This window comes from Mesorhizobium sp. Primo-A (genome assembly GCF_003997175.1).
Lineage (GTDB): Bacteria > Pseudomonadota > Alphaproteobacteria > Rhizobiales > Rhizobiaceae > Mesorhizobium > Mesorhizobium ciceri.
In genome coordinates this window covers 92,499-112,804 of record NZ_RZTG01000008.1, presented here as the reverse complement: position 1 = coordinate 112,804, position 20,306 = coordinate 92,499, and the positions used below count along the sequence as shown (strand labels likewise).

The 20,306-nt window shown below is 62.7% G+C and carries 23 protein-coding genes and 1 other RNA gene; 15 read left to right on the top strand and 9 right to left on the bottom strand.

Annotation, left to right across the window (positions count from 1 at the left end; genetic code table 11):
* Positions 1-438, bottom strand: coding sequence for a helix-turn-helix domain-containing protein (locus tag EOC83_RS16080; RefSeq protein WP_013531012.1), 438 nt, complete (start codon positions 436-438; stop codon positions 1-3).
* A gap of 154 nt (positions 439-592) precedes the next feature.
* Between EOC83_RS16080 and EOC83_RS16075 the strand changes: the two genes are divergently transcribed.
* A complete protein-coding gene (locus tag EOC83_RS16075) occupies positions 593-2,395 on the top strand; it encodes a chloride channel protein (RefSeq protein WP_013531013.1) in 1,803 nt (600 codons plus the stop codon).
* Here EOC83_RS16075 and EOC83_RS16070 read toward each other — a convergent pair.
* From EOC83_RS16070 to EOC83_RS16055, 4 genes are all read right to left on the bottom strand, one after another.
* Positions 2,392-2,616 carry a ribbon-helix-helix domain-containing protein gene (locus EOC83_RS16070; RefSeq protein WP_013531014.1) on the bottom strand — a complete coding sequence of 75 codons (225 nt, stop codon included), beginning with the start codon at positions 2,614-2,616 and terminating at the stop codon, positions 2,392-2,394. The genes EOC83_RS16075 and EOC83_RS16070 overlap by 4 nt on opposite strands.
* Positions 2,613-2,810 carry a DUF4169 family protein gene (locus EOC83_RS16065; protein ID WP_024501426.1) on the bottom strand — a complete coding sequence of 66 codons (198 nt, stop codon included), beginning with the start codon at positions 2,808-2,810 and terminating at the stop codon, positions 2,613-2,615. Before EOC83_RS16065 ends, EOC83_RS16070 begins: the two co-directional genes overlap by 4 nt.
* A 16-nt stretch (positions 2,811-2,826) precedes the next feature.
* Positions 2,827-3,363: an SspB family protein gene (locus tag EOC83_RS16060; protein WP_013531016.1), complete on the bottom strand. Its 537-nt coding sequence runs from the start codon at positions 3,361-3,363 to the stop codon at positions 2,827-2,829.
* 118 nt (positions 3,364-3,481) lie between these two features.
* Complete coding sequence (locus EOC83_RS16055) at positions 3,482-4,171, bottom strand: TetR/AcrR family transcriptional regulator (RefSeq protein WP_013531017.1); 690 nt, start codon at positions 4,169-4,171, stop codon at positions 3,482-3,484.
* Between the two features lie 188 nt (positions 4,172-4,359).
* Between EOC83_RS16055 and EOC83_RS16050 the strand changes: the two genes are divergently transcribed.
* A complete protein-coding gene (locus tag EOC83_RS16050) occupies positions 4,360-5,565 on the top strand; it encodes a multidrug effflux MFS transporter (RefSeq protein ID WP_063168284.1) in 1,206 nt (401 codons plus the stop codon).
* Positions 5,566-5,862: 297 nt separating this feature from the next.
* On the top strand, positions 5,863-7,647 hold the full coding sequence (locus EOC83_RS16045; protein ID WP_063168283.1) for an acetolactate synthase 3 large subunit: 1,785 nt from the start codon (positions 5,863-5,865) through the stop codon (positions 7,645-7,647).
* Between the two features lie 64 nt (positions 7,648-7,711).
* Here the strand turns inward: EOC83_RS16045 and EOC83_RS16040 are convergent, their stop codons facing one another.
* Positions 7,712-8,263: an AAA family ATPase gene (locus EOC83_RS16040; RefSeq protein ID WP_199489657.1), complete on the bottom strand. Its 552-nt coding sequence runs from the start codon at positions 8,261-8,263 to the stop codon at positions 7,712-7,714.
* Between the two features lie 86 nt (positions 8,264-8,349).
* Positions 8,350-8,709: a transfer-messenger RNA gene (gene ssrA, locus EOC83_RS16035) on the bottom strand.
* A gap of 170 nt (positions 8,710-8,879) precedes the next feature.
* Between ssrA and EOC83_RS16030 the strand changes: the two genes are divergently transcribed.
* Together EOC83_RS16030 and EOC83_RS16025 are read left to right on the top strand one after the other, a co-directional pair.
* A complete protein-coding gene (locus EOC83_RS16030) occupies positions 8,880-9,191 on the top strand; it encodes a DUF2853 family protein (RefSeq protein WP_013531020.1) in 312 nt (103 codons plus the stop codon).
* Positions 9,192-9,351: 160 nt separating this feature from the next.
* Positions 9,352-10,146: a thymidylate synthase gene (locus EOC83_RS16025; RefSeq protein ID WP_024501420.1), complete on the top strand. Its 795-nt coding sequence runs from the start codon at positions 9,352-9,354 to the stop codon at positions 10,144-10,146.
* Between the two features lie 11 nt (positions 10,147-10,157).
* Here EOC83_RS16025 and EOC83_RS16020 read toward each other — a convergent pair whose 3' ends face one another.
* Positions 10,158-10,367 carry a molybdopterin-binding protein gene (locus EOC83_RS16020; protein WP_024501417.1) on the bottom strand — a complete coding sequence of 70 codons (210 nt, stop codon included), beginning with the start codon at positions 10,365-10,367 and terminating at the stop codon, positions 10,158-10,160.
* A 161-nt stretch (positions 10,368-10,528) separates the two neighbouring features.
* On the opposite strand from EOC83_RS16020, the gene modA reads away from it, so the two are divergent.
* The 4 genes from modA (at position 10,529) to EOC83_RS16000 (ending at position 13,574) form a co-directional block, all read left to right on the top strand.
* Entirely contained in the window at positions 10,529-11,323 is a 795-nt protein-coding gene (modA, locus tag EOC83_RS16015) for a molybdate ABC transporter substrate-binding protein (protein ID WP_063168281.1), read from the top strand.
* Between the two features lie 15 nt (positions 11,324-11,338).
* Positions 11,339-12,043: a molybdate ABC transporter permease subunit gene (modB, locus tag EOC83_RS16010; RefSeq protein WP_063168280.1), complete on the top strand. Its 705-nt coding sequence runs from the start codon at positions 11,339-11,341 to the stop codon at positions 12,041-12,043.
* On the top strand, positions 12,040-13,152 hold the full coding sequence (modC, locus tag EOC83_RS16005; RefSeq protein WP_063168279.1) for a molybdenum ABC transporter ATP-binding protein: 1,113 nt from the start codon (positions 12,040-12,042) through the stop codon (positions 13,150-13,152). Before modB ends, modC begins: the two co-directional genes overlap by 4 nt.
* A gap of 80 nt (positions 13,153-13,232) precedes the next feature.
* On the top strand, positions 13,233-13,574 hold the full coding sequence (locus EOC83_RS16000; protein WP_063168278.1) for a winged helix-turn-helix domain-containing protein: 342 nt from the start codon (positions 13,233-13,235) through the stop codon (positions 13,572-13,574).
* A 126-nt stretch (positions 13,575-13,700) separates the two neighbouring features.
* Here EOC83_RS16000 and cobF read toward each other — a convergent pair whose 3' ends face one another.
* Entirely contained in the window at positions 13,701-14,477 is a 777-nt protein-coding gene (cobF, locus tag EOC83_RS15995; RefSeq protein WP_013531027.1) for a precorrin-6A synthase (deacetylating), read from the bottom strand.
* 204 nt (positions 14,478-14,681) lie between these two features.
* Between cobF and EOC83_RS15985 the strand changes: the two genes are divergently transcribed.
* The 6 genes from EOC83_RS15985 to EOC83_RS15960 all read left to right on the top strand — a co-directional run bounded on the left by EOC83_RS15985 (position 14,682) and on the right by EOC83_RS15960 (position 20,294).
* On the top strand, positions 14,682-15,683 hold the full coding sequence (locus EOC83_RS15985) for a DUF4424 domain-containing protein (RefSeq protein WP_063168277.1): 1,002 nt from the start codon (positions 14,682-14,684) through the stop codon (positions 15,681-15,683).
* Entirely contained in the window at positions 15,683-16,201 is a 519-nt protein-coding gene (locus EOC83_RS15980) for a dihydrofolate reductase (RefSeq protein WP_013531029.1), read from the top strand. The genes EOC83_RS15985 and EOC83_RS15980 overlap by 1 nt, the downstream gene beginning before the upstream one ends.
* Before the next feature lie 169 nt (positions 16,202-16,370).
* Positions 16,371-17,489 (top strand): FtsH protease activity modulator HflK, encoded by a 1,119-nt coding sequence (hflK, locus tag EOC83_RS15975; protein ID WP_013531030.1) that lies wholly within the window; start codon positions 16,371-16,373, stop codon positions 17,487-17,489.
* Positions 17,489-18,457, top strand: a complete 969-nt coding sequence (locus EOC83_RS15970; protein ID WP_063168276.1) for a protease modulator HflC — start codon at positions 17,489-17,491, stop codon at positions 18,455-18,457. Before hflK ends, EOC83_RS15970 begins: the two co-directional genes overlap by 1 nt.
* A 6-nt stretch (positions 18,458-18,463) precedes the next feature.
* A complete protein-coding gene (locus EOC83_RS15965; RefSeq protein WP_013531032.1) occupies positions 18,464-18,652 on the top strand; it encodes a DUF2065 domain-containing protein in 189 nt (62 codons plus the stop codon).
* A gap of 127 nt (positions 18,653-18,779) precedes the next feature.
* Complete coding sequence (locus tag EOC83_RS15960) at positions 18,780-20,294, top strand: DegQ family serine endoprotease (protein ID WP_013531033.1); 1,515 nt, start codon at positions 18,780-18,782, stop codon at positions 20,292-20,294.
* The last annotated feature ends 12 nt before the right edge of the window (positions 20,295-20,306 follow it).

Sequence of the window (20,306 nt, the reverse complement as noted above, 5' to 3'; positions counted from 1 at the left end):
CTACCCACGGTCTCGATCGAGCAGCCGCCGCAGCATCGGTTCGATGCGTGACAGTTCGTCGAGATGCGCCGCCGACAGCTCGGCCAGGCAATCGTCGGCGCGCTCGGTCAGTTGCAGCAGCACGCGGCGATGGTCGTCCTTGTCCTGATCCCTTGTGACCAGCCCTGCCTCGCCGAGACGGTTGACCAGTTCGACGGCGCTGTGGTGGCGAATGCGCAGGCGTTCCGCGAGATCGCCAACCGTCACCGGGCCGCCGCCGGGGAATCCCTTGATCGCCAGCAGCGCCTGATGCTGGCGCGGGGTCAGGCCGGCGTCTTCCGCCTGGACCTGGCTGAATTCGAGGAACCGGCGGATCAGGTAGCGAAACTCCGACAGCCGCTGGTAATCGGCCTGGCTGATGGCGGGACGTTGTTCTCGTGGCTGCGACATATCAGACATGTGTTCGTTTTCCGGCGAAAGCTCAAACGGATTTCGGGCGAAACCGGCTTGAATATTTATATCGTGTTACGATACATAGCCACCGACAAACCCGGCTGGCCGCTTCGACCGTGCCGCACCCCAGACATACGGCCGCCGCCAGGAAGCAACTGCCATGAAGACCCATCATTCGAACCCGGAGCACCTGCGCGATTTCACCACGGATCCCAGGGTTCTGCTCGTCGCCGCCATTGCCGTGGTGGTGGCGACAGCCGGGTTGTTTGCCGGCATCGCGCTTTTGAAGCTGATCCGGCTTGCCACCAACATTGCCTATTTCGGCCAGTTCTCGCTTGCCGACCTGAAGCTCGAGAACACGCCGCTTGGGCTTGCCGCCGTCCTCGTTCCGGTGATCGGTGCGCTGATCATCGGCCTGATGGCGCGCTATGGCAGCGAGAAGATCCGCGGCCACGGCATTCCCGAAGCCATCGAGGCGATCCTGCTCGGGCGCTCGAAACTCGACGCCAAGGTGGCGATCCTGAAGCCGCTGTCGTCGGCGATCTCGATCGGTTCCGGCGGACCGTTCGGCGCGGAAGGACCGATCATCATGACAGGCGGCGCGATCGGCTCGCTGATCGCGCAGATGCTGCCGGTCAGCGACAACGAGCGCAAGACCCTGCTGGTGGCTGGTGCGGCAGCGGGCATGACCACGGTGTTCGGAACACCGATCGCCGCCATCATGCTGGCGGTCGAACTGCTGCTATTCGAATGGACCCCGCGCAGCTTCATTCCGGTGGCGGTCGCGGCTGTTATCGCCGAGGTCGAGCGCACCATGCTGCATCTGCCCGGGCCGATCTTTCCGTTTCAGGGCGGCATGGAGGTGTCTTTTGTCGGCCTTGCCGGCTGGGTGGCGATCGGCGTTTGTGCAGGACTTCTGTCGGGACTGCTGACGCAGATGGTCTATGCCTGCGAGGACGGTTTTCAGAAGCTGCCGATCCACTGGATGTGGTGGCCGATGCTTGGCGGCCTGGTGGTCGGCATAGGCGGGCTGATCGAACCGCACGCGCTCGGTGTCGGCTATGACAACATCACCGACATGCTGGATGGCCGCACCGTCGCGACGGCGGCACTCCTGCTGCTGGTGGTCAAGGCGATCATCTGGTCGGTAGCGCTCGGCTCGGGAACGTCGGGAGGTGTGCTGGCGCCGCTGTTGATCATGGGCGGGGCTATGGGCGCTGTGCTCGCCGGCGTTCTGCCTGCCGCGGATCCGGGTTTCTGGGCGCTGCTGGCAATGGCCGCCACCATGGGCGGCACGATGCGCGCGCCGCTGACCGCCACGTTCTTCGCCGTCGAACTGACCGGCAACACACATATGCTGGTGCCGCTGATTGCCGCCTGCGCCGCGGCGCATGCCGTGACCGTGCTTCTGATGAAGCGTTCGATCCTGACCGAAAAGATCGCCAGAAGGGGACACCATCTGGTTCGCGAATACCGTGTCGACCCTTTCGCCCTGACCAGGGTGCGCGAGGTGATGACGTCGCAGGTCGAAAGCGTGCCGGCGACGATGACGCTGCATGGCGCAGCAGCGTTCCTGACGGCGCCGGAAACACGGCATCCGAGTTTCCCGGTGGTCGACGAGAACGGTCAGGTGCTGGGCCTCATCGATCCGCCGGCGATCTTGCGCTGGAGACGCGCCGGCACGCACCGCACCACCACGCTTGGCGCGTTGCTGGCCGGCAGCAAGGTGACGCTGGCCTATCCGGACGAATATCTCGAAGGCCTCTCCGACAAGCTGCTGATGGCCAACGTCTCCCATCTGCCCGTCGTCACTCGCGAAGGCTCGTTGCTGGTCGGCTATGTCGGCTGGAAGGATCTGATGCGCGTGCGGTCCAGGAAACAGGCCGAGGAGCGCGAGCGTTCGACCTTGCTTGGCTTTGGCACCAGACGCAGGAAAAAGGACGACGCGGTCGAAAGCCTTTAGATGCTCTCTCCTCGCTTCGCCCACTCCAGCACATGGAGCCTCAACGCCGAGGACAGGTTGGTGTCGCGGGGCCGCGTCTCGTCGACTTCGGCGACAAGAGCAGCGAGCGTCAGCTCCCTGGTCGCCGCGATCGCGACGAGGTCGTCATAGAAGGGCTTTTCAAGCGAGTAGCTGGTGCGGTGGCCGCGAATGGTCACCGAACGCTTTTCGACCGGGCTCATTGACGGCCGGGGTCGCCGGGCTTTTCACGACGATGCCCGGCAACGAATTTTTCGCTCTTGTCGGCGGCGACGCGGTCGCGTTCCTTTTCGGCCTTGGAGCGGCCGTGCAGCGCGCGGTTCTGTTCGGCGGCGCGCAGCTTTTCGTCCCGCGCCTTTTGCTTGCGGGCCTGGCGGAGATTGACGATTTCGGCCACGGCGTAAGTCGCCGGCCTATTTCTTGCGGAAGGCGTCGAGCGAGACCACTTCGGCGCCCTTGGTGGCGGCGTCCGCGGCCGCGGGCTTCTTCTCCGCCTCCGCGGCGGCCTTCTTCTCGGCCTTCGGCTTTTTCTCGGAGACGATGGTCAACGGCTCCGGAGTTGGCGCAGCCGGTTCATCGGCTGCCGCACCATCCGTCTTGACGTCGAATTCGAGTTCGAAATTGACCGAGGGATCGTAGAAGCCGCGCACGGCCGAGAACGGGATTTCGAGTTTTTCCGGCACATCGGAGAAGGACAGGCCAACCTCGAAGCCGGTATCGGTCACCTTCAGGTCCCAATACTGGAACTGAATGACGATGGTCATCTGCTCGGGATAGCGCTCGCGCAGCCGCGAAGACACGCGTACGCCCGGCGCGCCGGTCAGGAAGGTGATGAAGAAGTGGTGGTTGCCGGGGAGGCCGGTGCGCGCGACCTCGGCCAGGACCTTGCGCATGACGCCGCGCAACGCCTCCTGGGCCAGAATGTCGTAGCGGATGTGGTCGTCGGCCATGTGGCGGTCGGGTTCCGTTGAATCGTCCGCATAGCTGTAATCAAGCTTGAGCGCGGCGTAAACCGCATATAGATCACCCTCGCGCGGAAGCGAAGACTATTGCCAGCGATTTGATCGCTCAGGCGCTGGCGAGCGCGCTTTGCTTTTCGGACGATGCCGCGGAGCGGCGCTTGCCGAAGGCGCGCAGGAAGGTACGCACGCCATTGGTCGCAGATTGCAGCACCTCGTCCTCGCGCGGCGAGCCGCCAAGCATGAACGTGGTCTGCAGTTCGGCATTGACGAGGCCAAGGAACTGGCGTGCCGCCACGTCCGGGTCCTCGATCGTGAGATAGCCGCCATAGGCGAGGCGGGCGAAGCGGGCGGCGATTGCCGGCCATGTCCTGCCCGGTCCCTGTTCGCGCCATTCGGCAAACAGTTCGGGATAGCGCTCGCCTTCGGTCTGGATCAGCTTGCGCAGGAATTTTCCATCGCGGTTGCAGATGCAATTCTGATTCAAACGCACCGCAAAGCCGATCAGGTCGGCTTCGAGATCCCCCGGCTGATCGGGGAAGGTGGCAATGGTGGCGAAGATGCCGGCATTGCAACGTTCGGTCAGATCACGGACCACAGCGACGAACAGTTTTTCCTTGTCGCCGTGATGGTTGTAGATGGTCTGGCGCGAGACGCCGGCTTCGGCGGCGATCAGGTCGATATTGGCGCCGGCGAAACCTTCGCGGCAAAACACGGTGGCGGCGGAGTCGACGATCGACAGGCGCTTGGCCTCATGACCGCGTGGCGGGAAAATGTCAGGAGAAACGTGCAGCTTCATAAAAAACTATATAGAGGTGATTGACGATTTAGACAAGAGTGTCTAAATTTGTGGACACAAGATTAAGAGATTTCGCATGAGAGAGACGAACAGAACTCGCTCTCGATGTGTCGGAATCTCACGGGATGGAACGTCCTAGGTTAGACGCCGCCTGGCGGCGGCAACCAGATTTGAAAGAAGCCTCTATCATGAGTCCCAAATTCCTCCGCATCGCGGTCGTGCTCGGCTTGTTGTCCGCCATCGGCCCGTTCGCCATCGACATGTATCTGCCCGCGCTGCCGTCGATCGGCGCCGATCTGCATGCCGGCACCGCTGCCGTGCAGATGAGCCTGTTGATCTTCTTCCTGTCGATGGGCTTTGGCCAGATCGTCGTCGGGCCGATCTCCGACATGGTCGGCCGCAAGCTGCCGCTCTACGGCGGCCTTGCGCTGTTCATGGTCGGCGGCATCGGTTCGGCAATGGCGCCGACCATCGAATGGCTGATCGCTTTCCGCTTCCTGCAGGGGCTTGGCGCCAGCGCCGGCATGGCCGTTCCGCGCGCCATCGTGCGCGACCTGCATACCGGCAATGAGGCTGCCAAGCTGATGTCCTTGCTGATGCTGGTATTTTCGGTGTCGCCGATCCTGGCGCCGCTGACCGGCAGCGTGATCATCGAGAATTTCGGCTGGCGTGCCGTGTTCTGGACGGTGACGGGCGCGGCTCTGCTGGCCACCATCCTTCTGGCGACCTCGCTCAAGGAGACGCGGCCGGTGGAAGATCGCGCCGGGTCCTCCTTCGGCACCGCGCTGTCGGCCTACCGCTTCCTGATGGGCGACCGTAACTTCCTCGGCCTCACGGCGATTGCCGGCTTCGGCATTGCCAGCTTCTTCGTCTATCTGTCGAGCTCGTCGTTCATCCTGATCGACCATTACGGCCTGTCGCCTTCGGTCTACAGCGTGTTCTTCTCGATCAACGCGGTCGCCTTCATCGGCATGTCGCAGATGACGGGGCTGCTGGCCGAGCGCTTCGGCCTGAGGCGCGTGGTGCGCGTTGCGGTGACCGGCTATGCCACGACGATGGTGGTGCTGTTCGCGGTGATGGCGACGGGCATCGACCGGCTCGACGTGATGGCGGCGCTGCTGTTCGTCGGCTACGGCTTCCTTGGTCTGGTCATTCCGACCACGTCGGTGCTGGCCATGGAAGAGCATGGCCAGATTGCCGGCACGGCGTCAGCGCTGATGGGCACGCTGCATTTCGCCATCGGCGCACTGGCCATGGGTGTTGCCGGCGTGTTCTTCGACGGTACGCCGCTGCCGATGGTGGCCGGCATCACGCTCTGCGCGGTGATTTCCTTCACGCTGGCCAAGGTCACGCTCGGCCGCTCTCGCGAGGCCGTCGAGGCGCCGGCCGAGTAGTAGACTTTCGATGAGAACGAAGGGGCCGGCTCATGCCGGCCTCTTTGCCATTGGGCGCGGACAGTTCCGTCCGAAAGGCGTTGACGACGCCCGGTTTCGGCTGTAGCAGCGATGGTCATGATGATCGCAACGGCTCTCGTGGTGGTAGGAAAGCGCATGGGCAGGATGGTGTAACCATCCGGCGATAGCCACCCATGCGCGGTAAACAGGCTCCTGACGGGGCCTTTTTTTATGCCCGAAATCCGGGCGATGCCCCGTCAATCATCCTCATCACGCAATACACCACGGATCAGAACCATGACGGGCGAGAACCCTATTCAAACCGCGAGCAAGCGCATGACAGGCGCGGAGATCGTTCTCCATGCACTCAGAGACAATGGCGTAGAGCATGTCTTCGGCTATCCTGGCGCCGCCTTGCTGCCGATCTACGACGAGATATTCCAACAGGATGACATCAAGCATATCCTCGTGCGCCATGAGCAAGGTGCGGGCCATGCCGCCGAAGGCTATGCACGGTCTACGGGCAAGGTCGGCGTCATGCTCGTCACATCCGGTCCAGGCACGACAAATGCGGTAACGCCACTGCAGGATGCGCTTATGGATTCGGTGCCGATCGTCTGCCTGACAGGACAGGTGCCGACAACGCTGATCGGCTCCGATGCCTTTCAGGAATGCGACACGGTCGGCATTACGCGGCCCTGCACCAAGCACAATTCGTTGGTCAAGGACGTCAACGAACTGGCGTCAACGATCCACAGGGCTTTTCACATCGCCAAGTCCGGACGACCGGGACCTGTCCTCGTCGACATGCCAAAGGACGTCCTGTTTGCCACCGGCGTGTACACGCCGCCCTCGGATGCTGCTGCACTGAAGAGCTGTCGGCCGACGGTGGAGAGCGACATCAACGAGATCGGCAAGGCGATAGAGTTGATGGCCAATGCCCGTCGTCCAGTCATTTATACCGGCGGTGGCATCGTCAATTCCGGCATGGAGGCATCGAGACTGCTGCGGGAGCTTGTCGAACTGACTGATTTCCCGATCACCTCGACCCTCATGGGGCTTGGCGCATATCCGGCATCCGGCAAGAACTGGCTGAAAATGGTCGGCCTGCACGGATCGTACGAAGCGAACATGGCCATGCATGAGTGCGACGTTATGCTCTGCATCGGCGCCCGCTTTGACGATCGCGTGACTTCGCGCGTGGAGGCTTTTTCACCGAGCTCAAGGAAGATCCATGTCGATATCGATCCGTCCTCGATCAACAAGACCGTCCGTGCCGACGTCGGCATTCAGGGCGATGCCGGCAAGGTGGTGGACAGCCTGGTTCGCTCATGGCGTGCGCTGCCGCAAAACCCTGACAGAAGACGCCTCGACGAATGGTGGAAACAGATCGCGCGCTGGCGCGGGCGCAACTCCTTCTCTTACGAAATGAGCAACGAGGTGATCATGCCGCAATACGCGGTCGAGCGTCTCTACGCGCTGACGAAGGATCGCGACACCTACATTACGACCGAAGTTGGCCAGCATCAGATGTGGGCGGCCCAGTTCTACGGTTTCGAAAAGCCGCGTCGCTGGATGACGTCGGGCGGCCTTGGTACGATGGGCTATGGCTTGCCGGCGGCATTGGGCGTGCAGATCGCGCACCCGGAAAGCCTTGTCATCGATATTGCCGGCGACGCATCTGTCCAGATGACGATGAAAGAGATGTCGGCGGCGGTTCAGTACAATGCGCCTATCAAGATATTCATCTTGAACAACTCTTACATGGGCATGGTTCGCCAGTGGCAGCAAATGCTTCACGGAAACCGCCTGGCGCATTCCTATTCCGAAACTTTGCCCGATTTCGTCAAACTGGCTGAAGCGTTCGGTGCGGTCGGCATACGTTGTGAGAAGCCGGCCGACCTCGATGATGCGATTCAGGAAATGATCGATGTAAACCGGCCGGTGCTCTTCGACTGCCGTGTTGCCGAACTCGCCAATTGCCTTCCGATGATCCGGACGGGCAGAGCCCATAATGAGATGCTCTTGCCCGGCGAGACCTTCGCCAGTGCAACCGATGAGATCGGCCAGGGACTGGTATAGACCCCAGAGCGGGATGCATTCGAATTGAATAGTGCATCCCGCTCGATTGCGTCCGACTTCAAGGCTACACCCCGGTTTGCGCCAGCACGAAGCGCAGCCGCGCCTCGACGGGGGCCAGCGGCAACGGAACCATCTCATAGCCCAGTTCCGTATAGACGCCGACCAGCGCATGGTGGGTACGCTCGGCCTCGTCGAGCGTATGCCTGCGCTCTTTGTCCTGCGCGAAGATCTCCGGCCAAAGCGGGGCGACGAAGACGCGCCGATGATAGCGGAAGCGCTCTGCGGCAGCGTGGGCGTGTTCGGGTATCGGCAGGCCGCTCAGGCTGAGATAGCCGAGCGTGTCCGGAACGCCTCGATCGAAAAAAACAGGACGCCCGGTCTGTTCTAGCGCAATTTGATACGAGCGCATCTCCCATGACAGCATCAACTCGGCAAACAGGGCGCGATCGTGCCAGGGCAAAGCGGGTCCGCCAATGGCGGACTGGTCGCGGATAATACCACGCCCGGCTTCGACCGAGGCGGCAAAGCCTGCCCGGCGCAGGGCTTCGATCAAGGTGGTCTTGCCGGAGCCGGGACCGCCGGTCAGCACAAAAAAGCGATCGGAATCGTTTTGCATGTTTTGTCCATGGAGAGGGAGCACGCGGCAGGGCGCGTTCGCGGCGGAACTGCCGTCGCGCATGCTGGATATCCGAGGAGGGGAGAAGTGGAGGTTTCTGTTGCCAGGTACCTCCGAACCCCGCCTAGAAGTGCGAACCTCTAGGGCTTGATTTGAAGCTATCGCACCGCTTACGCGGCGAGACGTGCTTCCGCATAGTTGTCATTTGCAACTACAGGTTTAGCCCGATGACGGTGGTACCATGCCGGGCAAAAGTACGATCTTTACACCTTCGTCGATCCTATTTCGCCCCCAGCAAAAACCGCTCTGTCGTCAACAGCGGCTTTTGGTGGAGGCGCCGGGTACCGCCCCCGGGTCCGAACGGCTTATTTCATCGCCCATTTATCGCCATAGTCGGTCAAGCCGACAAACCGAATATAGGGGGCGATCGCAGGAAATGAAAGGCCGCAATGGCACTTTGTCCCCGTGTCAAAACCGCAAGTCCGAAGGGTTGACTTGAGCGCGGTCTCAACCGAAGCTTTGCCCCGGTGAGGAGTTACCGACATAGCGCACAAGTTGCAGCAGCGCGCCACAGCCCTCATCGATCGGATCCGTGGCGCCGACGAGGGGAATTTTGATGGCCGACTATCTTGCAGACGTGAAGAAATACGATGCCTCGGCGAGTGCCGACGTGGTCGACAAAATCGTGAAGCATCTTGGCATTGCGCTTCGGAACCGCGATTCCTCGCTGGTGTCTTGCACCGATCCGAAGGAACTGGAGCGCGTCAAGGCTGGCTGGGTTGCCAAGAAGCTCGGCATATCGGACGACAGCAAGGCCGACGCTTCGATCGAGAAGGTCTGCAAGGCGATGGCCGCCGACAACACCAAGAACCGGGTTACCTTCTACTACCTGGTTGCCAAGGACCTGGGTAAACTCGGCTCCCTCTGACGGCCGCGCTTCAATTCGCCGGGCTGGCGCGGTCCATGCGCCAGCCGGTGATGTTGTTGGGGACTGACTGGCTTCGGGCATAGCTTGCGCGCTGCTTTGTGGTGTTCGATCGCCCGTCTGTCAGTTATGATGGCTGGACAACCGAATCGAGCCGGAACCGATGCGCCAGTATCTCGACCTCCTGCAGCACGTGCTGGACAACGGCGCCGACCGCGGCGACCGCACCGGCACCGGAACGCGCTCCGTCTTCGGCTACCAGATGCGTTTCGACCTGGCGCGCGGCTTTCCCGTCACCACAACCAAGAAGCTGCATCTCAAGTCGATCATCCATGAGCTTCTGTGGTTCCTGGCCGGCGACACCAACATCAAATATCTCACCGACCATGGCGTCTCGATCTGGGACGAATGGGCCGACGAGAATGGCGATCTCGGCCCGGTCTACGGCAAGCAGTGGCGTTCCTGGCCGGACGGCCATGGCGGCTCGATCGACCAGATCGCGAATCTTCTCAAGGAGATACGCAGAAATCCTCAATCGCGGCGGCTGATTGTTTCGGCATGGAACCCAGCCGAGGTGGAAGCGATGGCGCTGCCGCCCTGCCACTGCCTGTTCCAGTTCTATGTTTCGGAAGGGCGGCTTTCCTGCCAACTCTACCAGCGTTCCGCCGATATCTTCCTTGGCGTGCCGTTCAACATCGCGTCCTATGCCCTGCTGACCTTGATGGTGGCGCAGGTGACAGGGCTGAAACCCGGCGATTTCGTCCACACACTTGGCGATGCGCACCTCTACTCGAACCATTTCGAGCAAGCACGCGAACAGCTGCGGCGCACGCCGAGGACGCTGCCGACGATGTGGATCAATCCGGAGGTGAAGGACCTCTTCGCCTTCCGTTTCGAGGATTTCCGGCTGGAAAACTACGTCGCCGACGCGTCGATCAAGGCGCCGATCGCGGTCTAAGGCCGCAAATTTCAGTCGATGCCGACCATCACGTCCGAGGCTTTGACCACGGCATAGGCCTGCTTGCCCTTTTCGAGCTTGAGATCGGCGACGGCCTCGTTGGTGATCGAGGCGGTGACGATGGCGCCGCCGCCAATGTCGATCCTGACATGCGAGGTGGTGGCTCCCTTGACGATCTCGGCGATCGTTCCCTTGAGGACGTTGCGGGCGCTGATCTTCACCGGAGTTTCCTTTCCAAGGTTTCTTTTCCCGGTCTTACCAAAACAATTGGTGTCGTACAGACGCTTTCATGAGGCGCCGGGCCTTCCCTTGTTATATTCATACGGATATATCGGTCAGCAGGCTTCGAGCCGGCCGGATTTCAAACCAGGGAGAGTTTTCCATGACGCGCACAGGTTTTGGATCTAGGGCGATCGCCATTGGCGGTTTGGCTGCGGCGCTGATGGCAGTCGTGCCGGCAGCGCATGCGGAAGACAAGGTGGTGGTGTTTGCCGCAGCCAGCCTCAAGGACGCGCTCGACGCGGTGAACAAGGCCTGCGAGGTCGATGTCGGCGAGGCGGCGACTGTCTCCTATGCCGCGAGCTCGGCGCTGGCCAAGCAGATCGAGGGCGGGGCGCCTGCCGACGTCTTCATCTCGGCCGATCTCGACTGGATGAAATATCTCTCCGACAAGAAGCTGACCAAGCCGGACACCGAAGTGAAGCTGCTCGGCAATCAGATCGTGCTGGTGGCGCCGAAGGACTCGGCGGTCGACACCAGGATCGAGAAGGGTTTCGACCTCGCCAAGCTGATCGGCGACGGCAAGCTCGCCATGGGAGATTTCAAGGCGGTGCCGGCCGGCAAATACGGCAAGGCCGCGCTTGAATCGCTCGGCGTCTGGTCCTCGGTCGAGGGCAAGGTGGCGCAGGCCGAAAACGTGCGCGCGGCGCTGAAACTGGTTTCGACGGGCGAAGCCGCCCTTGGCATTGTCTATGCCACCGACGCGCATGCCGAAAAGGGGGTCAAGGTGATCGGCACCTTCCCGGAGGATTCGCATCCGCCGATCATCTATCCGGTTGCCCAGACCGCCGATTCGAAGGACAAGGATACGCCGGCTTTCCTGAAATGCCTGCAGTCGGCCAAGGCGGCCGCGCTGTTCAAGGATCAGGGATTTACCGTGCTCGCGCCGAGCAACTGAGTTCCAAGGGGCACTATGAACTGGCTGCTGGACCTCACTCCCGACGAATGGAATGCGGTCCGGCTGTCCATCAAGGTGGCAACGGTGGCGATGCTCGCCAGCCTGCCGCCGGGCATCTTGATCGCGCTTCTGCTTGCCCGGGGACAGTTCTGGGGCAAGACGGTTCTCAACGGGCTGGTGCATCTGCCGCTGATCCTGCCGCCGGTGGTGACCGGCTATCTGCTGCTGCTCACCTTCGGCCGGCGCGGTCCGGCCGGTGCCTTCCTGGCCGAGCATTTCGGCATCGTCTTCTCCTTCCGCTGGACAGGTGCGGCGCTGGCTTGCGGCGTCATGGGCTTTCCCCTGATGGTGCGGGCGATCCGGCTGTCGATCGAGGCGGTGGACCGTAGGATGGAAGCGGCGGCGGGAACGCTCGGCGCCAATCCGCTCTGGGTGTTTGCCACCATCACGCTGCCGTTGATCCTGCCCGGGCTGATCGCCGGCGCCATCCTGGCCTTCGCCAAGGCGATGGGCGAGTTCGGCGCCACCATCACCTTCGTTTCCAACATTCCCAATGAGACGCAGACATTGCCGTCGGCGATCTACACCTTCACGCAGGTGCCGGGTGGCGATGAAGGGGCGCTCCGCCTGACGCTGATTTCCATTGTCATCTCCATGGCAGCACTTGTGGCTTCGGAGGTGCTGGCGCGGCGTGTCGGCCGGCGGCTGGACATCGAATGAGCGTTCTCGTCGACATCAGCCATCGGCAGGGCGGTTTCGCCATCGGCGCCCGCTTCGAAAGCGCCGGGCGGCTGACGGCGCTGTTCGGAGCGTCGGGGTCGGGCAAGACGACGCTGATCGGCATGATTGCCGGGCTGATCCGGCCCGACAAGGGACGCATCGAGGTTGACGGCCGTGTGCTGGTCGATACCGGTGCCGGCATTTTCGTGCCGAAGCACAAGCGCCGCATCGGCATGGTGTTCCAGGACGCAAGGCTGTTTCCGCATTTGAGCGTTGCCGGCAATCTTCGCTACGGCCGCTGGTTCACGCCGCCGGCGGAGCGCTACGCCGATATCGATGCCGTCGTCGACCTGCTCGGCATCGGGCCGCTCATGAACAGGCGGCCGGCAAAGCTCTCAGGTGGCGAGAAACAGCGTGTGGCGATCGGCCGGGCATTGCTTGCCAGCCCCAGACTGCTGCTCATGGACGAACCGCTGGCCTCGCTCGACGAGGCGCGCAAGGCCGAAATCCTGCCCTATGTCGAAAGGCTGCGCGACGAGATCAAAATCCCGATCGTCTATGTCAGTCATTCGGTCGCCGAAGTGGCGCGGCTGGCCAGCGACGTGGTGATGCTGGCGCAGGGCAATGTCGTTGCCAGCGGGCCGACCGAGGCGGTGATGCAAAGGCTCGACCTGTTGCCGGCGGAGGAGCGCGGTGAGGGCGGCGCCGTGCTGGACACCAAGGTGCTGCATCACGACGAGAGTTTCGGCATGACCGTGCTCGGCTCGGCTGCGGGCGAGCTCCGGGTGCCACAGCTGGCGATGAAGACAGGTACGCCGGTGCGCATCCGTATCCGCGCCCGCGATGTGATGATCGCCACCGAAAAGCCGAGGGGTCTCAGCGCGCTCAACATCCTGCCGGGAACCATTACCGCGATGAGCCCCGGCGAGGGACCGGCGGTCGAGGTCGGTATCGACTGCAATGGCGCAACCGTGCTTGCCCGCATCACCGAACAGTCGCGGCAGGCGCTGAAGCTTCATCTTGGCGGCAAGGTTTTCGCGGTGATCAAGACGGTGAGCTTCGATCGGGCGAACACCGGCGCCGGCCTGCCCCCCGAGACGGGTGGATGATCCCGCTATGTCTTTTTGGAATAGCGGTTTCGCCAGGGAGCTTCTAGTATGATGTTGGGATGTGACCGCGGAGAGCAAAGATGCCGTCGCTGAGCTTGCGGATAAATCTCGATCCCGACGGGCGCGTCGGGCCGGGCAAGATCAAGCTCCTGGAACAGATCGCCGCCTTCGGCTCCATCTCGGCCGCCGCGCGCGGCATGGAGATGTCCTATAAGCACGCCTGGGACCTGGTCGAGGACATGAACCGGGTATTCGGCAAGCCGCTGGTGGCGGCACAGACCGGCGGCCGCAAGGGCGGCGGCGCACAGTTGACGGCGGTCGGCCTGGCAGTGGTCAGCCGCTTCCGCGCCATCGAGCGCGCGGCGGCGGCCGCGGCAGCGACGCATATGGAGGCGTTGCAGGCGGAGATTGAGGCTGGGTGAGGGAGTAGGGCAGTAGGGCAGTAGGGCAGTAGGGCAGTAGGGCAGTAGGGAGGCATTCGCGTGCTGTCTTCCAACACAAAACGTCATTCACCTACTCCCCTACTGCCTTACTCCCCTATTGCCTTCCTATTCGGGCTTGCGCAGCAAATAGCTGTCCATGATCCAGCCCTTCCGCCGACGAGCTTCCTCTCGAACTTTTTCGATCTTTGCGCCGATGTCACCGATCCTGCCGGAGAGGGTGATCTCGTCTTCCGTTCCGAGATAGGCGCCCCAATGGATGACGACATCCTTGTCGGCCAGCGTGTTGAAGGCGCATTTGCCGTCCAGCAGGACGACCGCGCTGCCGGCATTGTCCGGCATGCCTTCTTCGGTCAGGCGGCGGCCGGTGGTAATGAGGACGGAATCGCCGATGCGGTTCAGCGCCATCTTGTGGCTGGCGGCAAGTGCCTGGACGGCGGTGATGCCGGGGATGACCTCAAGCTCGAACGCCACATCGCCTCGCAGGCGCACGCGCTCAAGGATGCGCAACGCGCTGTCATAGAGCGAAGGGTCGCCCCAGATCAGGAAGGCGCCGCAGCCGTCGCCTGCAATCTCGTCGCGGATCAGGCCTTCGTAAATGGCGGCGATGGCTTCATGCCAGTCATCGACGGTCGAGCGGTAGGAGGGCGCCGGCCCATCTTCTACCGGGAGGTCGCGCACCGGCACGTCGAATTCGACGCGCCGCGACTTCGGATTGGTGACGAAGCGGTCGCAGATCTGACGGCGCAGTTCGGCCAATTCATTTTTTTTCGCGCCCTTGTCGGGAATGAACAGCACATCCGCCTGGTTCAGGCCTGATATGGCCTGAACGGTCATGTGGTCGGGATTGCCGGCGCCGATGCCGATGACGAGAAGCTTGCGCATGGGCGAACTCCTGCCCGATCGGAACCCGTTAGTCCAGACCGCGCTGGCGCGTGTCCAGACCGCGCTGGCGCGTGTCCAGACCGCGCTGGCGCGTGTCCAGACCGCAGTCCATCTCCCTTTGGTGCGTCCGCGGATACGGAAGGGCTTTGAACGCCACATTGAAACGGCTAGGGTCCTGCAGGCATTCCAGCCGAGGGGGCTTCCATGTTGCGATATGTTCTGACCGCCGTGCTGGCCTTGTCGTCCGCACCCGCTTTCGCCAATGATTCGGTTGCCGAACTTGGCACCGGCGGCCTGATCCTGTCGCGCAGCGATGCCGTGGCGATGCAAAGCGAGGACCTTTTCATCTCGCCGGAAAAGGTCACGGTCGACTATGTCTTCCACAACAACACCGATCAGGATGTCCAGGCCATCGTCGCCTTCCCGATGCCCGACATATCGGGCAATCCCGAAGAAATCCCGGCGATTCCTGAAAATCAGAGCGATAATTTCCTCGGTTTCGAGGTGACGATCGACGGTGTCGCCGCAAAGCCGCAGCTCGAGCAGAAGGTGTTGGCGCTCGGCATCGACATCAGCGCTGAGCTGAAGGCGCAAAACGTGCCGTTCTATCCTTTCGGCGATGCGGCGAAGGCGGCGCTGGCGAAGCTGCCGCAAGCGGTTGTCGATGACTGGGTCAACCGCGGCATCATCATCGAGGACACCGGCAGCGACGGCACCGAGACGAGCAAGGTCTACACCCCGTTCTGGCAATTGCGTTCGACCTACTGGTGGCGCTCGACCTTTCCGGCCAACAAGGACGTCCATGTTTCCCACCACTACAGACCGAGCGTCGGCGGCACGTCTTCGGTCAGCTTCTTCTACGACGGCAAATTCCAGGGTCAGTATGCGGCCTACAAGACCCGGTATTGCATGGACGGCACATTCGAAAATGCGGTGCGCAAGGCGGCCAAGGACGACCCTGACGGCTACCCCAAATATTTCGAGAGCCGCATCGCCTATATCCTGACCACCGGCGGCAACTGGGCTACGGGCACGATCGGCAAGTTCAAGCTGACGATCGACAAGGGCAATCCGAAAGCCCTGGTCTCGTTCTGCGGCGACAATGTCAAAAAGACCGGACCGACGACCTTCGAGATGACGGCGGATGATTTCTACCCCGAGCGCGACATCGACATCCTGATCCTCGAGCCGACGGGCGAAAATTGATGCATGTCGCAATCTACGTTGCCATTGCCGAGAACGGCGTGATCGGGCGGGACGGCGGGCTCCCGTGGCGGCTCTCCACCGATCTCAAGCGCTTCAAGGCCGATACGATGGGCAAGCCTATCATCATGGGCCGCAAGACCTATGAGGGCATCGGTCGACCGCTGCCGGGCAGGTTGAACATCGTCGTGACCCGCGACGAGACCTGGCGCGCCGAGGGCGTCGAGGTGGCACATTCGCTCGAAGCCGCGATCCAGCTGGCGACGGTGCGCGGGCGCGGCATGGCCGATGTCGACGAGGTGTGCGTCATCGGCGGCGGCGAAATCTATGCCCAGGCCATGCTGCTGGCCGACCGGCTGCACGTCACCCATGTGCTGGCAGCGGTCGACGGCGACGCGCATTTCCCGCCGATCGATCCCGATTCCTGGCGCATTGTCAGCTCGCAGGACGTCCCAGCCGGGGAAAAGGACAGCCACCCGACGCGCTATTCGGTTTACGAGCGGCGTCGCGAGAGACATTGAACGAAAAAAGAGCCATTGAAGGAAGACAAAGGGTCGCGACTGGACCAAATCGGACGAAGTCGGAAGCGCATCGCGTTGAAAGCGCCCCGTGGCGTGCCTATAGAAGAACAATACTGGATTTTGCGCCGTAATGCCGGCGCTTGAGGGAATTCCAAGCGAAAGGACATTCATGCCCTGGAACGACAAAAGCGGCGGTGGCGGCGGCCCATGGGGTGGCGGCGGCAACAATCAGGGACCCTGGGGGCAGGGTCCAAAAGGACCGAGCGGGCCGCAGGGCTCGCCTCCCGATCTAGAAGACATCATCCGCCGCGGCCAGGACCGGCTGCGGCGCGCTCTTCCGGGCGGCGGCGGCGCGAGCCCGGCTATCTTCGCGCTGATCGCGGCTGCACTTGTGGTGCTGTGGGCGTTCAAGGCGGTTTACACCGTGCAGCCCGATGAGGTCGCGGTCGAACTGCGCTTCGGCAAGCCGAAGACCGAACTGTCGCAGCCTGGCCTGCATTTCCATTGGTGGCCGCTCGAAACCGTCGAGACGGCCAAGATTTCCGAGCAGCTCGTCGATATCGGCGGTGGCGGCGCGACAAGTGGCAATACGTCCGGGCTGATGCTTACCGGCGACCAGAACATCGTCAACGTCCAGTTCTCCGTGGCCTATCAGGTCTCCGACCCGCGCGCGTATCTGTTCGATGTGTCCGATCCCGACGGCATGCTGCGGCAGGTTGCCGAAAGCGCCATGCGTGAAGCCGTCGGCCGCCGGCCGGCGCAGGACATCTTCCGCGACGACCGCCAGGGCATTGCCGCCTCGGTGCGTGAGATCATCCAGACGACGCTGGACGGCTACAAGGCCGGTCTCAACGTCAACGCCGTCTCGATCGAGGATGCGGCACCGCCACGCGAAGTGGCCGATGCGTTCGACGAGGTGCAGCGCGCCGAGCAGGACGAGGACAAGTTCGTCGAGCAGGCCAACCAGTACTCCAATCAGAAGCTCGGGCAGGCGCGCGGCGAGGCCGCACAGATCCGCGAAGACGCGGCCGCCTACAAGAACCGGGTCGTGCAGGAAGCCGAGGGTGAGGCGCAGCGCTTCATCTCGGTCTATGACGAATATGCCAAGGCGCCCGATGTAACGCGCAAGCGCCTCTACCTGGAAACCATGGAGAAGGTTCTGAAGGATTCGAGCAAGGTCATCGTCGAGCAGGGCAACGGGCAAGGGGTCGTTCCCTATCTGCCGCTGCCGGCATTGCAGCCGAAAGCGCCGGCACCGGCCGCCCCCGTTACGGGAGGTAACCAGTGATGGCCAACCGTCTTCCCATCATCGTCGTCGCAGCAGCGGTTATCCTGTTCCTGCTCTATTCGTCGGTCTTCGTGGTCAATGCGCGCCAGCAGGCGCTGGTGCTCAGGTTCGGTGAGATCGTCGACGTCAAGAGCGAACCCGGCATCTACTTCAAGGCGCCGTTCTCGTTCTTCGACGCCGACACCGTGCAGCTGATCGAGAACCGGGTGCTGCGCTTCGATCTCGACAACATTCGCGTCCAGGTCTCGGGCGGCAAGTTCTATGAGGTCGATGCCTTCATCGCCTATCGCATCTCGGATCCGCGGGTCTTCCGCGCCGCGGTGTCCGGTCAGATCGAACTGGCCGAGGCCCGGCTCAGGACGCGTCTCGACGCTGCCTTGCGCCGTGTCTATGGTCTGCGTGATTTCGAGGCAGCACTCTCCGAAGAGCGCGGCGTGATGATGCGCGAGGTCCGCGACCAGCTCAGGCCCGATGCCACATCGCTCGGCCTGCAGATCGAGGATGTCCGCATTCGCCGCACCGATCTCACGGCCGAGGTCTCGCAGCAGACCTTCGACCGCATGAAGGCGGAACGCCTTGCGGAAGCTGCCCGGCTGAGGGCGCGCGGCAATGAGGCGGCACAGCGCATCACCGCCCGCGCCGATCGCGAAGTGGTCGAGATCGTCGCCGAAGCCCAAAAAGAGTCGGAAATCCTGCGCGGCGAGGGCGAGGCCCAGCGCAGCGCCACCTTCGCGGGAGCCTATCAGCGCGATCCGGCTTTCTTCGACTTCTACCGGTCGATGAATGCCTATGGCACGGCGCTGGACAACACCGGAACGACGATGGTGCTGTCGCCGAACTCGGAGTTCTTCCGCTTCTTCCGCAATCCCGACGGCAGCGAGGGATCGGCAAAGCCGGCTTCGCCTGCGCCAAACGCTCCGGCGACGGCACCCGCCGCGCCGGCGGCACAGCCCAGCACCGGCCAGTAGCGGCCGGTGCAGGATTTTCTTGCCGCCATGGGCCTCGTCCTCGTCATAGAGGGTCTGGTCTATGGCGGCTTTCCCGGCCTGGCCAGGAAGCTTGCCACCGAAGTGCTGTCGCTGCCCGAGAACGCGCTGCGGATTGCCGGGCTGGCGGCGATCGCGATCGGCGTCGGCATCGTCTGGCTGGTACGAGGCGCATGAGGGCGGCGATGATTTATCCTCTGCCGATAGTCATAGCCGCAAACGTGCCGTATTTTTTGCCAACATGGCGTGACGCGGCGTTTTCGTCGAAGCGCTTTTCTTTTCAAGAATACCGGGAGGCTTCTCGATGACATCCAATACAATTTTGCGCGCGGCGCGGCGGACATTCATCGCCGGCGCGGCGGCACTTCTTGTCAGCGCCGTCGCTGTCCCGTCCTTCACGGCGCCGACATTTGCCGCCGATGGGCCCGCTTCGGTCGCCGATCTGGCGCAAGGCCTGCTCGGCGCGGTGGTCAACATATCGACCTCGCAGACGGTCAAGGGTACCGAAGGCCCGGGCGCGGTGCCGATGCCGCAATTGCCCGAGGGTTCGCCCTTCCAGGATTTCTTCGACGATTTCTTCAAGAACCGCGGCGGTGACAAGGACAACGGCTCGCAGAAGGTGCAGTCGCTGGGCTCCGGCTTCGTCATCGATGCCGAGCAAGGCATCGTCGTCACCAACAACCATGTCATTGCCGATGCCGACGACATCGAGGTCAATTTCTCCGATGGCGTCACCTTGAAGGCGACGCTGGTCGGCACCGACACCAAGACCGATGTCGCCGTGCTCAAGGTCGATCCGAAAGGCCACAAGCTGACGGCGGTAAAGTTCGGCGATTCCACCAAGATGCGCGTCGGCGACTGGGTGATGGCGATCGGCAATCCGTTCGGCCTCGGCGGCACGGTGACGGTCGGCATCGTCTCGGCCCGCAACCGCGACATCAATTCCGGCCCCTATGACGACTTCATCCAGACCGATGCCGCGATCAACCGCGGCAATTCCGGCGGACCGCTGTTCAACAGCGCGGGCGAAGTCATCGGCATCAACACGGCGATCATCTCGCCATCCGGCGGCTCGATCGGCATCGGCTTCTCCATCCCGTCGCAGCTCGCGTCCGGTGTCGTCGACCAGTTGCGCCAGTTCGGCGAGACGCGGCGCGGCTGGCTCGGCGTGCGCATCCAGCCGGTGACCGACGACATCGCCGAAAGCCTCGGCATGGCGACCGCAAAGGGTGCGCTGGTTGCCGGCGTGATCAAGGGCGGCCCGGTCGACAATGGCACGATCCAGGCCGGCGACGTCATCATCAAGTTCGACGGCAAGGATATCCATGAGATGCGCGACCTGCCACGTGTCGTCGCCGAAAGCCCTGTCGGCAAGGCGGTCGACGTGCTGATCGTGCGCAAGGGCGTTGAACAGACGGTGAAAGTGACCCTCGGCCGGCTCGAGGATGGCGAGAAGGCCGCCAACGCCGAGGAGGGCAACACCGATCAGGACAAGGGCGACAAGGCTCCGGCCGTTTCCACTGCTTCGGTGCTCGGCATGACGGTCGGCGAACTGAACGACGAGACACGCAAGAAGTTCAGCATTGCGGCCGATGTTTCGGGCGTCGTCATCACCGACGTCACCAAGGACTCGGCCGCCGCCGAACGCGGCATCCAGCCCGGCGAGGTGATCACCGAGATCGCACAGGAATCGGTTGCTACCCCCAAGGACGTCATGGACCGGATCGGCGCCTTGAAGGAACAGGGGCGCAAGAATGCGCTCTTGATGCTGGCCTCGAAGACCGGCGAGCTCAGGTTCGTGACGATCAGGATGGACTGAGGTCCGGAAGAT

What these genes read in the sequence shown, in the direction of transcription:
- EOC83_RS16080 (WP_013531012.1), bottom strand. Translation starts at nt 438, where the DNA reads ATGTCTGATATGTCGCAGCCACGAGAACAACGTCCCGCCATCAGCCAG.
- EOC83_RS16075 (WP_013531013.1), top strand. Translation starts at nt 593, where the DNA reads ATGAAGACCCATCATTCGAACCCGGAGCACCTGCGCGATTTCACCACG.
- EOC83_RS16070 (WP_013531014.1), bottom strand. Translation starts at nt 2,616, where the DNA reads ATGAGCCCGGTCGAAAAGCGTTCGGTGACCATTCGCGGCCACCGCACC.
- EOC83_RS16060 (WP_013531016.1), bottom strand. Translation starts at nt 3,363, where the DNA reads ATGGCCGACGACCACATCCGCTACGACATTCTGGCCCAGGAGGCGTTG.
- EOC83_RS16055 (WP_013531017.1), bottom strand. Translation starts at nt 4,171, where the DNA reads ATGAAGCTGCACGTTTCTCCTGACATTTTCCCGCCACGCGGTCATGAG.
- EOC83_RS16050 (WP_063168284.1), top strand. Translation starts at nt 4,360, where the DNA reads ATGAGTCCCAAATTCCTCCGCATCGCGGTCGTGCTCGGCTTGTTGTCC.
- EOC83_RS16045 (WP_063168283.1), top strand. Translation starts at nt 5,863, where the DNA reads ATGACGGGCGAGAACCCTATTCAAACCGCGAGCAAGCGCATGACAGGC.
- EOC83_RS16040 (WP_199489657.1), bottom strand. Translation starts at nt 8,263, where the DNA reads ATGCAAAACGATTCCGATCGCTTTTTTGTGCTGACCGGCGGTCCCGGC.
- EOC83_RS16030 (WP_013531020.1), top strand. Translation starts at nt 8,880, where the DNA reads ATGGCCGACTATCTTGCAGACGTGAAGAAATACGATGCCTCGGCGAGT.
- EOC83_RS16025 (WP_024501420.1), top strand. Translation starts at nt 9,352, where the DNA reads ATGCGCCAGTATCTCGACCTCCTGCAGCACGTGCTGGACAACGGCGCC.
- modA (WP_063168281.1), top strand. Translation starts at nt 10,529, where the DNA reads ATGACGCGCACAGGTTTTGGATCTAGGGCGATCGCCATTGGCGGTTTG.
- modB (WP_063168280.1), top strand. Translation starts at nt 11,339, where the DNA reads ATGAACTGGCTGCTGGACCTCACTCCCGACGAATGGAATGCGGTCCGG.
- modC (WP_063168279.1), top strand. Translation starts at nt 12,040, where the DNA reads ATGAGCGTTCTCGTCGACATCAGCCATCGGCAGGGCGGTTTCGCCATC.
- EOC83_RS16000 (WP_063168278.1), top strand. Translation starts at nt 13,233, where the DNA reads ATGCCGTCGCTGAGCTTGCGGATAAATCTCGATCCCGACGGGCGCGTC.
- cobF (WP_013531027.1), bottom strand. Translation starts at nt 14,477, where the DNA reads ATGCGCAAGCTTCTCGTCATCGGCATCGGCGCCGGCAATCCCGACCAC.
- EOC83_RS15985 (WP_063168277.1), top strand. Translation starts at nt 14,682, where the DNA reads ATGTTGCGATATGTTCTGACCGCCGTGCTGGCCTTGTCGTCCGCACCC.
- EOC83_RS15980 (WP_013531029.1), top strand. Translation starts at nt 15,683, where the DNA reads ATGCATGTCGCAATCTACGTTGCCATTGCCGAGAACGGCGTGATCGGG.
- hflK (WP_013531030.1), top strand. Translation starts at nt 16,371, where the DNA reads ATGCCCTGGAACGACAAAAGCGGCGGTGGCGGCGGCCCATGGGGTGGC.
- EOC83_RS15970 (WP_063168276.1), top strand. Translation starts at nt 17,489, where the DNA reads ATGGCCAACCGTCTTCCCATCATCGTCGTCGCAGCAGCGGTTATCCTG.
- EOC83_RS15960 (WP_013531033.1), top strand. Translation starts at nt 18,780, where the DNA reads ATGACATCCAATACAATTTTGCGCGCGGCGCGGCGGACATTCATCGCC.